Origin of the sequence: Natrinema zhouii (assembly GCF_013456555.2) — an archaeon.
GTDB lineage: Archaea > Halobacteriota > Halobacteria > Halobacteriales > Natrialbaceae > Natrinema > Natrinema zhouii.
This window is the reverse complement of the sequence record NZ_CP084882.1, coordinates 353326-367155: the sequence shown is the minus strand read 5'-3', so window position 1 is coordinate 367155 and position 13830 is coordinate 353326. Positions and strand designations below refer to the sequence as shown.

Here is a 13830-nt window from a genome sequence, read left to right as displayed (position 1 = left end):
CGCGGTATATCACATCGGATTATAGTTCCTCAATCACGGCGAGTATGTACGCTCACGCAAGAAGGCATACACGTTGGCGAAGTAGACTGACACAAAACTTTCTGACCGCATCGGCGAAGAGGTTGAATTCGTCGTTGGAAGTGATAATTGCGATATTTTCTCCCCGAATCCTTCTACCCAGACAGCCACTTTTCGTCCAAGAAGTGATATATATATCCCCGCACCTAGCTCTGACGAGATCTACTATTATCTCCATAGCGTTGCAACTGGCAAAGCGAGTCTCGCCGAATTACCGGACGAGCGCGTCGAAGCGGTACTGGACGACTGGGGACTTCCGAGATAGACGGTACACACTATCACGAACCGAGACAATTTCCTCCGAGAACTCGAGTAGATTCGCGATCGAGGCGTTGCATTCATCAACGAAGAGTACGTTAACAGTCTCAGAGAAGTTGAGCGGCGCGTGATAGGCCCCGATGGAACGTTCTCGGTGCGATCGCTATTATTGGCCCGAAGTATCAGTTCAAGGACGAACGATACACCACCGATCTGCCGGAGATTCTGATGGAATACGTCGATGACCTCGAGACCGAAATCAGTGATTCGAATCTGGATAATTATCGATAAGTAATTGGGTCTCATGAGTTTCAGCGACCGATCCGAGTTTACTGTGCTAATATATACATGTTCCCTGCTTTTGGAGGAGGTTATGTTCATGTATTATATATATATATATATATATATGCATGTAATCCAATGGGTGGAATTTCGAAACGGCACGACGAAACGCCGACATTATCCGAAAAAGATGAATTACTATATACTGATGGACGGAGATGTTGCGTTCCAGGAGAACTGTTGACCGTCATTAACTGTGCTGACGGCAGCTGTCGCCGAAGAACCGACTAGAACGGAGTTTTCCCTCACATTGCAAGAAATGATACGTCGTGAACGGGTGGATAGTCTGATTCTTAGCGAACAGGGTTACGATCCATCTCTGGTGACTTCAGTTACCGTCCCGATTGTCGTCCACTTCGATTCGTCTACGCCCTTCCGTCCAACCAGAACTGATTCGTTATCTGTGCTCGTAATGAATCGATAGTCCGCTTCATCGTCCTCAGAAACACCCTCCGCCTGAAATTCCTGCTGAAAGAACTCGGCCCCAGAAATATGAAATATGGCCGTCGTTCCATCGTCGAGCGTCAGCTCGACAGGTCCGGGACTGATCTGGTGTATTCGCTTCGCGATCGGGTTTAGGTCTGCCATACTCACATACTGGCTGTTGAGGCCTATAAGTCGTGCTGATTTCGCGCTAGATCACCCTCCTAGCTGATGTTCGGAGTTATCCTCTCTTTTGGATGAACCTATAGTTTAATCATGACTGATTGACAGAATGACTTTCAAGTGCTTCTCTGTAGGATTTCTCTAGGTAAACCCGCAGATAGTGCAGCGACACCACCGCATACTCGGCGAAGCCGCCACCCCCTTTGGGGGCGGCAACTCCACCTCGCTCACCAACAGCATTTTTAGCTAACTGGACTGCTTTGCTTGTGAAGCGGGAAATCTTCGACATGGATCATCGGCGGTTTCTCGCTTTATACTCCTAGTTCTGACGGTCGAAGCCGACGCTGTCCAGCGATTCACCAGAGCCGCTCTGCAATTACTCGCTGTCCCATCAGCTAGTTTTCGACACTAACAGTTCCTCTTCCGTCGATTATAACTTGCTGTCCTGCGTATGTGAAACGAATTTCCAGCGATGCTGGGCTCGTCACGACGGACTCGGTAAGTGAATCTAGCGCCTCGGGATCAATCGCATCATACAAGGGCAGTAACTTGGTTACTTCTTGGTCTGTGACCGCTGCAACACGTTGGACGACTTTCATCACCACAGGAATATCTACAAATCTGGTGCTGCTTACCATCGTTACTCACAGCTGTATTGGACTGAGATTTAAAAAAAAACCTTCGAAAGGTGAGTTGCTCCCATCACACTGGGTATCTGGACGCTGCCCACACAAAGGGCATATTCAGAGTAGCTAGTTCCAGCAAACCGCGAACGATTGAAGTCACGCTTCTGCGGTTTCCAGCTCAGCGTATCAGAAATGGTTGGCAAACGATTTAGTTCGGCGTTTTAGTTCTTTAAACGCCCGTTCGATGCTATTCCGGTTCCCATGGGTGACTTAGTAGAATCGGAGGTTGTGATGGTGGCATGCCACTTTCAGCCACGGCGCTCCGTCAACCAGAATGAGCGCGTCATCAACGAGTCGCTTGAGCCAGCTATAGACTATCCGTCGCTAAACGTCGTACCACTCACTGACTCAGTCTGCGTGACGCTGTTTTGCTCTGTTCTACTATCATCCAAGAAAATCCAATCTTATTGGGCTCTTATGTGGTTATATTCGAATTAGTATACACAGAACAGAGACAAAAACATCTTATACTCATTTCTTTTCACCGTAAAAATACAACCACCGGAATTGTTTTACACAGGTATGGTTGTAATTCCAATAGGGTGCAGCACTTATAAACTGTTTAGGGAAGTATCCATTTCTATTGTACTTTTATATAGACACCGATCGCTTAAAAGTCTATTACATTCTATCCATTTGTGAGTGCAATATAGTAACTTCGGCAACAGCAACTGAAAGTGCCACTCGTAATGAAATCAGTGTACATATTGTATCTAAGTTTGGCTCTCTTCTCAATAACGCTGTGACCAGAATATCCCAACCAAACAACGAATCAATTCACCATCACAACGCTAAAGTTGAGCGCATGATCGAGATAAGGATATTGCCTGAGGAAGTCAACGAAGAGTCCAAATCTAAAAGTTAACATCTTAAATCACTACTATCGGAATATTTCCAAACTGTTCTTTGTCAACTATATTGACTCCCACTATCGATATCCTTTTGCAGTTTACGACCACAGACCAATTCAATGTCGGAGACAAAGCCATCGGAGACAGAGGATCGAAAAGACGATCATATCCGAATAATCCGCGAAAAAGATGTTGAGACTGTTGGAACGGGTTTTGGAGATGTACAGCTTATCCACGAGGCTCTTCCGAATTTACATCGCGATGCGATTGATACCTCAGTGGAATTTTTGGACCATGAGCTCGCGGTACCAATCGTCATCGAAAGTATGACTGGTGGCCATCCGAACACTACAGATATCAACCGATCTTTGGCTGCTGCTGCCGGCGAAACTGGGATCGCTATGGGTGTTGGAAGTCAACGGGCAGGGCTAGAGATCGACGATAAAGATGTTTTAGAATCTTATACAGTTGTTCGCGAAGTTGCGCCCGATGCATTCCTCTACGGAAACCTCGGGGCAGCACAACTCCGAGAATACGATCTCGAAAAGATAGAACGAGCCGTCGAAATGATAGATGCCGATGCACTAGCAGTCCACCTGAACTTCCTCCAAGAAGCTATCCAACCGGAGGGCGATGTCAATTCACGAAATTGTTTAACAGCAATTGAGCAAGTAGTTGATGAACTCTCTGTACCGGTGATCGTAAAGGAGACTGGAAACGGAATCTCTGCAAAAACCGCCCAGAAATTTGCCACGATCGAAATTGATGCGATTGATGTCGCCGGCAAAGGTGGTACGACATGGTCAGGTATCGAAGCTTATCGTGCAGCAGCAGATAATGCACCTCGACAAGAACGTGTTGGGACTCTGTTCCGGGATTGGGGAATTCCGACTGCCGCTAGTACAATAGAGTGTACTCAGGAACACAGTTGTGTGATCGCAAGCGGTGGAGTTCGTACTGGCTTGGATGTTGCCAAAGCAATCGCACTGGGTGCACAAGCAGGAGGTCTCGCTAAGCCGTTCTTAGAGCCAGCAGTAGAGGGGACAGCGGCTGTTGTTAAGTTGATTGAAGACCTGACTGCTGAACTCCAGACAGCGATGTTTGTCACTGGCTCGGGGACTATCGATGAACTCCAGGAAACGGAGTATATCTTGCTCGGGGACACTCATGAGTATATTCAGCAGCGCCAGAACCGCTGATGGAGAGTTAACCGAGAACACAATCCGTCTGCTTTTGATTCGGAGGAGAACGGAAACTATACCTGACCAAGGAAGCAGATAGGAATTGTGATGGCGTGGTATATTCTGATAATTGCAGCATTGTTCGAGATTGGATGGGCAATCGGGCTCGAATACTCCGATGGATTCTCGAAACCAATCCCCACGTTTGGAACTATTATCGCACTTCTCATCAGTATGATCCTACTGGCACAAGCTGTCAAAGAACTCCCTATCGGGACAGCTTATGCTGTCTGGACGGGTATCGGGGCTGTGGGAACAGCCTTATTGGGGATGATCTTATTTGACGAACCAGTTAGTTTCTTCCGAATTTTATTCATTGGTGTAATTGTTATTGGCATCGTTGGTCTCAACATCACGTCGGCAGGTCATTAATCAGTTACAGCATTTCGGAGTGAATGTCTGTACTCTCGTTATAGTAGTTTAGATTGTCTGTATCCTTTTCTATATCAAATTCACTTCTTAACAGCCAGGAACTGTGAGTGATTTTCGACTGTCGTACCAGAACTACGAATAATATAGCAACTAAGTATTCGGTGTGACTCCAGTCACTAAACAACGGTTTCTTCTTCAAGTGTACGTAATATTACTACAAATGAAAGGAAAGAAACAATAATGACCGTAGTACTCACTGAAACACAATTCTGGAATACTCGGCGAGAAAGATATGATGGTACTGAGGCGAAATCTATTACCACTTGGAGCAGATAGTTTGACCAGTACCACTCACTAATCATATACATATGGATCCATTCACACTCCTTGGCATTGACGTGCTGTTGTTTCTCACGATCGGTATCCTCGCTGGAGCACACTGTATCGGAATGTGTGGTCCACTCGTCACCATTTATGCAAGTCAGATGGATGACGGCACATCAAACACCGATCGGGAAAGCCATCTTACAACCTATGAAGTGCGTCAACATGCACTGTTCAATATCGGACGAACGGCGAGTTACACTCTTCTTGGTGCAGTGTTCGGCGCACTCGGCAGTACGTTATTCGTAACGACCGCCTCGCTCTCGTCTACTGTTGAGTTCGTCCGCGGCGGTGTCGGTCTCATCATCGGTGGTTTCGTCATGATCATTGGAATATATTATCTACTGGGCAGAACAACCGGTGGTATTCACTTGCCGGGACTTGAGCGCATATCTGGCTGGCTTGCGACACGCGTTGATCGTCTTGCGAACAGCCCGGGGATCATCGGGCTCGGTGCAGTTCATGGACTGTTACCATGCCCAATCCTCTATCCCGCATTTCTGTACGCGTTTACAATTGGCTCACCTGCCGGCGGCGCACTTGCACTTGGCGCACTTGGACTCGGCACAATTCCTGCTGTCTTCGCGTATGGAACTGTCATCGACGCCGTCGACGTGGTTCACCGCCAACGAGTACATCGACTCCTTGGAGTTGCATTCGTCATCCTCGGATATATCCTGCTTGCCCACGGATTGATGAGCCTAGGTGTCCACCTGCCACACCCTGGATTACCGTTCTACGACGGATTTGAGATAGCAAGTGTGAATATCAGCTAGAACTCATAACAGACTAAAATGACCAACAATAGTACGACCGAAACCGGCTGCAAACTCTGCGACCTCCCAGTAGAAGGGAGCGATATTGTCGATGATGGGAACCCATTTTGCTGTCTCGGTTGTCGCGATGTCTACAACGCACTCGACGACGTTGACGATATCGAGCCAGAAGATGTTCGTCGTACCCGAGATGAATCACAGTCTAGTCGGGAAATCCCGCAAGATCATGAAACAACGTTTCTGGAAGTCGACGGGATGCATTGTGCAACCTGTGAGGCGTTCATCGAGTCAGCTGCAACCGCAGTTGAGGGTGTTAGCGATGCGAGATCAAGTTATATCACCGATACAGTTCGAATCGATCATGATCCAAATGTTGTCTCAGAAGTAGATCTTCAAGATGAGATAAGTGGACTTGGCTATAGCGCATACTCCCGCGACGATGCATTCAGTCGCCGGAGGGCAAATGATTGGGAAATGGGGCGAGTTGCTGTCGGCGTCCTTATGGGTATGTCGGTGATGCTACAGTACCTCGTTATTATTTATCCGACATATTTTGGTGGGCTATTTTACGATGATCGTACCGCAGAGTTCTTCGAAACAGCTCTCGCGAGTTCCGTTGCCACACCATTTTATGTCGTTATCGCGGCGCTCACGACAATCATTCTGGCTATAACGGGGAAGCCGATCCTGCAGGGGGCATATGTTAGCATTCGGACACGTTCTCCGAATATGGATCTGCTCATCGCGATTGCAGCTGTGAGCGCGTACGTCTACAGTACTCTCTCAATCGTATTTGGCGGTGAACACATCTATTACGATGTGACAGTTGCAATCATCGTTATTGTTACGGCAGGAAATTATTATGAGTCAACAATCAAGCAACAGGCGACTGAACGCCTCTCTGATCTAACTTCCATCCAAGTCGATGAGGCCCGTCGAATTTGTGAGGACGGTGAATATGAAGATGTCACAGTTGATGACCTCGAGGTTAGTGACCGTGTGCTTGTTCGGCCTGGAGAACGAATTCCCGTAGATGGCGAAGTTATCAATAGCGACGCGGCTGTCGACGAAGCAATTGTTACTGGCGAGTCCCTTCCTGTACAGAAAACTAATGGCGATACCGTAGTCGGCGGCTCAATGGTGACCAATGGTGCGATGACCGTCCGTGTCGGAGAGAACGCAACGAACAGCCTCGACCGGATCACCGAACTCGTCTGGGACCTCCAGAGTGGCTCTCATGGTATTCAGAAACTTGCGGACAAACTGGCGACGATTTTCGTGCCGGTTGTTCTAGTCCTCGCAGTTATTGTCACAGGTGTGTATCTCCTGCTCGGTAACGGAGTCTCTGCCCTTCTTGTCGGCCTCACGGTGTTAATCGTTTCCTGTCCCTGTGCGCTCGGATTGGCGACACCGCTCGCAGTTGCCGCGGGGATCCGTGACGCGCTAGAGCGCTCAATTGTCGTCTTCGACGATAGCGTGTTCGAGCGAATCCGTGACGCAGACACTGTCATTTTCGACAAGACAGGCACATTGACGACGGGCGAGATGATTGTCGCCAACACCGACCTGAAGGCGGACTTATTCGAAAAGGCTGCGCTCCTCGAGGAGAGGTCGTCACATCCAGTTGGGGAAGCAATTGCTGCCGAACGGACGGTCTCTGACGGCGGCACAGCCGAATCCGCCTCGAACACCAGTTCGGCAGACGACCGCGTCGAATCCTTTGACAGTCACCGGACCGGCGTTACGGGTGTCGTAGACGGAGACAAGATTCTCGTCGGTCACCCTAATCTCTTCCGTGACCACGGCTGGGATGTTCCCGCAGATGTCGCCGAGTATATTGCCGACAGCCGCGAAACGGGCCGGGTTCCAGTCGCTGTCGGTCGCGACGGAACTGCTAAGGGCGTTATCGTCGTTGGTGATGAACTACGAGCGAACTGGGATGAGACGTTGACCGCAATTTCGGATAACGAACGGGAGATCATTGTCCTCACCGGAGACGATGCACGAGCGGCGGAGAGCTTTCGTGAGTATCGTGCTGTTGACGAAGTGTTTGCAGGTGTTCCCCCTGAAGGAAAAGCAGCGACTGTCGAACAATTTAACAGAACTGGACGAACAGTGATGATCGGTGATGGTACTAATGACGCGCCGGCGTTAGCCGCAGCTGATCTCGGTATCGCGCTCGGTGGCGGTACCGCGATGGCCGCTGATGCTGCGGACGTCGCTCTCGTCGACGACGATCTCTCATCTGTCGAAACTATCTTCAATCTCGCCCAGGCGACAAACCGACGCGTGAAAGGGAATATTGGGTGGGCATTTTGCTACAACGCCATTGCAATCCCGCTGGCCGTACTAGGCATTCTAAATCCGCTTTTTGCCGCACTTGCGATGGGTGCAAGTAGCTTGCTAGTTGTTGCGAATTCAACTCGACCATTGCTACCAGAGGACGACTGAAGCTTTCACCCTCCCAGTAGCGATTTTACGAACGTTCTCTTCTGGGTGATTACGCTCGTCAATTCTTAGGCAGTGTAAATTTATAGGTATCCCCATGGTCGAGGTATGCGACTTGGTCCTCGAGCCCAGCTTCTGTGATTGTTTCCTTGAAATCCGAGAGTGGCGAGCGGAATACTTCGTAGTCGTTGTAATGAATCGGAATCGAAGTATCCGCATCAAACAATTCCACGGCTTCAACACCCTGTTTAGCGTCCATCGTTAGGAGTACACCGAGTATCTTCGTCCCACCTAAATGGAGGAGTGCTAGATCGATATCTGGGTACTCTGCAGGAATCTTCTCTAATTCATCGTACATCACCGTATCCCCTGTAATATACAACTGGAGAAGGGTGTTTTCCTGTGTCGATTTGAACTCTAACATACTACCCATAACGGGCGGTAAGCCCTTTTCAACAACAGGGGGGCCATGTCTGCCAGGCAATGACGTGATATTGAGCTCTAGAGGCCCTTTCCGGATGATTATCTCCTCCCATGTATCCATGGGATACGTTTGGTGGAATCCTTTATCCGCCAGTTTGTCAGCTGCGTGTTCTGTCGTCACGATTGGCAGGGTTTGATCGAGTTTTTCCTCAACAATACGATCGAAATGATCACCATGATAGTGAGAAAGCAGTACGAAATCGATATCCGACGGCAACTCCTCAATTTCGATGGCTGGATCGGTCTTGCGTTCAGAGGTTATCCCATACCCAAGATGAACATGGTCACCGCTATGCAGGAAGTTTGGATCAGTGAGAATCGTGAATCCGGCATAACGGATAATCACTGTCGCAGTTCCAATAAAGAAAATCGATCCACTCTCGAGATCGATGTCTTCAGTATCTGACGCTGGTAGTTCAAGGGCCTGAGTCATCTTTGTATTAGTTGGTTGCCTCCGTATCTTCTTTCTGGAGCCACTCACGTAGGCGGCCGCTCTGCATTCCGATCCCAATGCCAGCAAGGAATGACATGAGAGTGGGAACAACTATCCAAACTATATTAGGATGCTCTGCGCCCGTATGGAGTACTACGTCGAGCATACACGCAACTTTGACTACGAGATAAATTATAAAGGTTACACTTGCTGGTTATCAATATGGTATGTCCAGTAGACAGCCCGTTCCCAGGCAATTATATAAGGGTGATAATACAACATAATAGAATAAATATTATAAATATGGGCAGCATAGACTCTGATGATGTTCGATGGAATGAACAAGACGAAGAGTGAAGCCACATATGAGTGCTTAATTTGTGGTGAGATTATAAAAGCCAAGTCGTATCCTGGTAATTGCCCAGAATGTGGTGGAGACATACAGAATAGAGCAAATGCCCTCGAGTAATCCGTAAGCTAAAATCTATGACTTCTAACCCTACAGTGACAAACGAAGTGGACATCGAAGAACAGAGCGATGAATCCGCTCAAAAGACCGCAATTCGCCAACTCAATCACGCTGCAGAACATCTTTCACTCGACCCAAACGTCGTTGAACGACTCAAACATCCTGCTCACGTTCACGAGGTTAACATTCCGGTTGAACGGGATAATGGGGCACTTGCGGTGTATACTGGCTATCGGGTACAGCACGATAGTGTTCGTGGACCATTCAAAGGTGGGTTGCGCTATCATCCAGATGTTACCCGAGAAGAATGTATTGGGCTGAGTATGTGGATGACATGGAAGTGTGCTGTAATGGATCTCCCATTTGGTGGGGCCAAGGGCGGTATCGTCGTCAATCCAAAAGAACTGAGTGACGCAGAAACTGAACGGCTTACTCGCCGGTTTACCGAGGAGATCCGTAATACGATCGGTCCTCATAAAGATATTCCTGCTCCAGATATGGGGACAGATTCCCAGACTATGGCCTGGCTGATGGATGCTTACAGCATGCAACAAGGCGAAACCTGCCCTGGCGTTGTAACGGGGAAGCCTCCCGTCATCGGGGGTAGTGAAGGGCGTGAGGAGGCCCCTGGCCGGAGTGTTGCAATTATCACCCGTGAAGCGTGCAACTATTATGACCAACCACTTGAGGAGACAACTGTTGCCGTACAAGGGTTTGGTAGCGTTGGTGCGAATGCTGCCCGACTGTTAGATGAATGGGGAGCAACAATCGTCGCAATTAGTGACGTGAATGGCGCCGCATATGATCGAAGCGGAATCCCGGTACACGAGATTCCATCGCACGATGAGGAACCAGAAGCCGTTATGGAATACGCGAATACCCATGCTGATAACATCATCAGTAATGACGAACTGTTCCAGCTTGATGTGGATGTGCTGATTCCCGCTGCAGTCGGAAATGTACTCACCGAAGCGAATGCTGATGATGTGCAGGCAACACTCATAGTCGAAGGGGCTAATGGGCCGACAACAAGTATGGCCGATACGATCCTCACAGAACGGGAGATTCCTGTTATTCCCGACATTTTAGCTAATGCGGGCGGCGTCACAGTGAGTTACTTTGAATGGTTGCAGGATATCAATCGCCGATCATGGTCACTGGAGCGAGTCAATAACGAGCTCGAAACAGAGATGATAGCAGCGTGGAACGCAGTGAAGGATGAAGTGGATCAACGTAATGTGACATGGCGCGACGCAACGTATATCGTTGCGCTCGATCGAATCGGCCACGCCCACGAAGCACGCGGACTTTGGCCCTAACCAGCTCCCCCGGGTAGTTCTCGATTATTCGGATTTCAGGAACCGAGAGTAGTCTGTTATGGATGGCTATGCATGTCATATGCGTCTAGAAGTTCTTGGTACCGATTCCGGATCGTAAACTCGCTCACCCCTACTGTCTCATCTACCGTCTTTTGAGTTATATGTTCGTTTGTCAGACGTGCTGCCGCATAGAGTGCTGAAGCTGCAAGGCCGGCAGGGGTTTTTCCAATGTGTATCCCTTCGTCCTTTGCTGCCTCGAGTATGTCTCGTGCGACATGCTCAGCTTCATCACTTACCTCTAATTCTGATGCAAACTGATGGAGGTACTGAATAGGATCAGTAGGTTCGATCTTCAGACCGAGTTCACTTGAGAGGTAGCGGTATGCTCGCTGAATGGGGAGCTTTTCAACACGACTGACTGCTTCGAACGTGGTAAGCATCCGCGGCATACCGTGTTTTCGCGCTGCTGCATAGAGACATGCAGTTGTCATCGCTTCAATTGATCGACCAGGGAGGAGACTTTCGTCGACAGCCCTCCGGTATATCACTGCGGCAGTTTCACGGCACGGATCTGGTAATCCAAGCGCTGATGCCATACGCTCGAGTTCGCCGAAAGCTTGTTTCAGGTTCCGTTCTTGAGAATCCTTTGAAGAGAACCGTTCATTCCATGTCCGAAGTCGATGTAACTGCTTACGCTTTCGGACTGACACCGTATTTCCGTGTATATCTTTGTTCTGCCAGCCAATCGTCGTACTGAGGCCTTTATCGTGTCTTCGTTCCGTAATTGGAGCCCCAACCCGACTTTGTCTGTTGCCCTCGCCATCGAAGGACCGCCACTCAGGACCATAGTCGATTTCAGCGTCGTTGACTACTAACCCACAATCCGTACATGTACGTTCTCCGTGTTCTTCATCATATCGAATCCGTCCTGAACACTCCGGGCATACTGAAAGCTGCCGAGTCGACACAGTCTCGTGGTTTTTTTCCTGAGTCTGCTGTTTATCGGATGTATTGATGGTCATTTCAGTCATGGTTCAGTGAACACTAGGGTCCCTTCGCACCCTCTGTGAGTGGCGTTCCCTATCATTAGTTGGTTGAGGAGCCCTATGTATGACGGGTGGATTCCCACTCTCTGGGAACTAATCATATTTCTATAGAGATTAAAAGAGTATCTTGAGCCGTAACCGTGAGGCGATTCACAGGGATCCATCTCTCTTCCTCTTTAAAAGACCAACTATGGATATTGTGTATAGAAACACATTATTCCTATGAGAACCCGCAGCTTTTTGGTACCGTGATTTCAAGAAGATATCATGGCTCTAGAAGAGTATTTTGAGTCCGATATCCGATTTTACTATGCGGTCGGTGTGTTCATCATTGCTATTTACATCATAGGTATTATTACGATAGCAATCACGGGTTCTATTCGGATTAGTGGAACGACTTTAATCCCGCTCAGTGGAGGCTTCTTCCTGTTTATGTTTGTTTACTTCATATCGATAAGCGTGCAGCTTCTCGAGGAGGAAGACGTTTGATAGCTACCCTCATCTTAGATTGTGAGGTCACTTCAGGTCATCTCTTATCCAGGAGTTCTTTGGTGCTCTCCTTCAGATCCTCTATACAATGGATAATGTGTTCTTTGTGAGTCCGGAAAGAGAGCACGCTAATACGGATTGTGAACCGGTCATTCAGTGTCGTACCTGACAAATGGACCCTCCCTCGACGATTGATTGCTGTGAGTAGTTCCTGATTGAGTTCATTGAGTGCCGTTCCTTCTATACCCGGCGGCTCAATACGGAACGCGAGTGTAGAGAGTTGTGGCTCGGCCACTACGCGAACGTGATCAATATCTTTAATCTCTGTTGTAGCCACACGCGCGAGTGCGAGCTTTTCCTCAAGGTTCGCCCGAAACGGTTTGATGCCGTGCATCTTTACTGGTAGCCAGACGCGTAATCCCCGGAAATCACGACTCAATTCTGGACTGAGGTGACTAAAGTCTACGAATTCGGAGTCCGGATCCCAGTCTGGAATATACTCTGCATCCGTTGCATGAGTGCGAGCTAGTGCCTGTCCATTTCGAACTAATAACGCTCCAGTACCGTACGGGAGGAACAGTCCTTTATGAGGGTCTAGAGTGATTGAATCACATCGCTCGATACCGGATAGTTGCTGACGACCTTTATCGGTAAGAGTGAAGAAGCCGCCATAGGCGCCGTCAGCGTGAAGCCACATCTCCTCCTGATCACAAAGGTCAGCAAGCGCGTCAAGATTATCAACTGCACCTGTATTGGTTGTCCCTGCGCTGCCGACCACAAGGAATGGACGTTTTCCACCAATTCGGTCTTCTTCAATCATCTCTTCGAGGCGGTCTACTCTAATCTGATATTCATTGTTAGTCGGGACTGACCGAACATTTTCAGCGGGGAATCCAGCTAATACTGCAGCTTTCGCTACAGAATGATGAGACTGATCGCTTGTGTAGATGACGCCATCAAGGAACGCCTCCGACAGGTTCTCACGGCGAGCCGTAATTGTTGCAACGAGATTAGCCATTGAGCCGCCGGTCGTGAGTAGTCCAAATGCCTCTTCTGGGTAGTCAACGATCTCACAGAACCACTCTATGACGTTCGCTTCAATGCGAGCCAGTGCAGGTGCAGTAAGCCAAGCGCCTACGTACCTATTCACCGAATTTGAGATTAAGTCTGCAACTGCAGAGTGGAATAGCCCACCGCCGGGAATGTAAGCGAGGTAACCGGGGTGTGCAGTATTCACCGAACAGGGGATAGCATCTCCGAAGAGGAGATCTAATAGTTCCTCAAAGGAGGTTGGTTCCTCAGGTAGTGGCTCCTGCATCTGTTTCGCTAATTCAGCACCATTCTCGGTATCAGCGGCAGGTTGATCTTGAAGGTTCTCTAAATGGTCCCAGATACGTTTAGTTGCTTCTTCTACCATTTGGTGCCGTTTCTCAGGAGAGAGCTCTAACTCATTGTCAGAGGAATCCATATGATTTAGATAACGGCTGAGTTCGGTATAAAACCTGCTAATAGCCCATGAGCAGAAGCGTAGAGAATCATTCGTATGTCA

11 protein-coding genes and 3 pseudogenes are annotated in these 13830 nt (G+C 48.7%); 7 read left to right on the top strand and 7 right to left on the bottom strand.

The window, feature by feature from the left end; genetic code table 11:
- Positions 1–984 precede the first annotated feature (984 nt).
- The 4 genes and pseudogenes from HYG81_RS39430 to HYG81_RS45865 form a co-directional block, all read right to left on the bottom strand.
- Positions 985–1266, bottom strand: coding sequence for a DUF8072 family protein (locus HYG81_RS39430; protein ID WP_226777620.1), 282 nt, complete (start codon positions 1264–1266; stop codon positions 985–987).
- A gap of 133 nt (positions 1267–1399) precedes the next feature.
- A pseudogene (locus tag HYG81_RS39425) lies at positions 1400–1573 on the bottom strand (IS5/IS1182 family transposase); the annotation flags it as partial.
- Between the two features lie 106 nt (positions 1574–1679).
- A complete protein-coding gene (locus HYG81_RS39420) occupies positions 1680–1883 on the bottom strand; it encodes a HalOD1 output domain-containing protein (protein ID WP_226777968.1) in 204 nt (67 codons plus the stop codon).
- Positions 1884–2099: 216 nt separating this feature from the next.
- Positions 2100–2270 (bottom strand): annotated as a pseudogene (locus tag HYG81_RS45865) (IS6 family transposase); the annotation flags it as partial.
- 670 nt (positions 2271–2940) lie between these two features.
- Here HYG81_RS45865 and fni point away from each other — a divergent pair.
- From fni to HYG81_RS39395, 4 genes are all read left to right on the top strand, one after another.
- Complete coding sequence (gene fni / locus HYG81_RS39410) at positions 2941–4020, top strand: type 2 isopentenyl-diphosphate Delta-isomerase (RefSeq protein ID WP_226777619.1); 1080 nt, start codon at positions 2941–2943, stop codon at positions 4018–4020.
- 90 nt (positions 4021–4110) lie between these two features.
- Positions 4111–4434 carry a quaternary ammonium compound efflux SMR transporter SugE gene (gene sugE, locus HYG81_RS39405; RefSeq protein WP_226777618.1) on the top strand — a complete coding sequence of 108 codons (324 nt, stop codon included), beginning with the start codon at positions 4111–4113 and terminating at the stop codon, positions 4432–4434.
- A 368-nt stretch (positions 4435–4802) separates the two neighbouring features.
- Complete coding sequence (locus HYG81_RS39400; protein WP_226777617.1) at positions 4803–5594, top strand: sulfite exporter TauE/SafE family protein; 792 nt, start codon at positions 4803–4805, stop codon at positions 5592–5594.
- Between the two features lie 18 nt (positions 5595–5612).
- A complete protein-coding gene (locus tag HYG81_RS39395) occupies positions 5613–8045 on the top strand; it encodes a heavy metal translocating P-type ATPase (protein ID WP_226777616.1) in 2433 nt (810 codons plus the stop codon).
- Positions 8046–8103: 58 nt separating this feature from the next.
- On the opposite strand, the gene HYG81_RS39390 is transcribed toward HYG81_RS39395, so the two are convergent.
- Positions 8104–8958, bottom strand: a complete 855-nt coding sequence (locus HYG81_RS39390) for an MBL fold metallo-hydrolase (protein WP_226777615.1) — start codon at positions 8956–8958, stop codon at positions 8104–8106.
- A 322-nt stretch (positions 8959–9280) separates the two neighbouring features.
- On the opposite strand from HYG81_RS39390, the gene HYG81_RS39385 reads away from it, so the two are divergent.
- Positions 9281–9427 carry a rubrerythrin-like domain-containing protein gene (locus HYG81_RS39385; protein ID WP_425607554.1) on the top strand — a complete coding sequence of 49 codons (147 nt, stop codon included), beginning with the start codon at positions 9281–9283 and terminating at the stop codon, positions 9425–9427.
- Positions 9428–9444: 17 nt separating this feature from the next.
- Entirely contained in the window at positions 9445–10746 is a 1302-nt protein-coding gene (gene gdhB, locus HYG81_RS39380; protein WP_226777614.1) for a glutamate dehydrogenase GdhB, read from the top strand.
- 56 nt (positions 10747–10802) lie between these two features.
- Here gdhB and HYG81_RS39375 read toward each other — a convergent pair.
- Positions 10803–11699, bottom strand: a pseudogene (locus HYG81_RS39375) (transcription initiation factor IIB); the annotation flags it as partial.
- Between the two features lie 360 nt (positions 11700–12059).
- On the opposite strand from HYG81_RS39375, the gene HYG81_RS39370 reads away from it, so the two are divergent.
- Entirely contained in the window at positions 12060–12281 is a 222-nt protein-coding gene (locus HYG81_RS39370; RefSeq protein ID WP_226777612.1) for a hypothetical protein, read from the top strand.
- A gap of 37 nt (positions 12282–12318) precedes the next feature.
- On the opposite strand, the gene HYG81_RS39365 is transcribed toward HYG81_RS39370, so the two are convergent.
- Positions 12319–13749, bottom strand: a complete 1431-nt coding sequence (locus tag HYG81_RS39365) for a pyridoxal phosphate-dependent decarboxylase family protein (protein ID WP_226777611.1) — start codon at positions 13747–13749, stop codon at positions 12319–12321.
- Between the last annotated feature and the right edge of the window lie 81 nt (positions 13750–13830).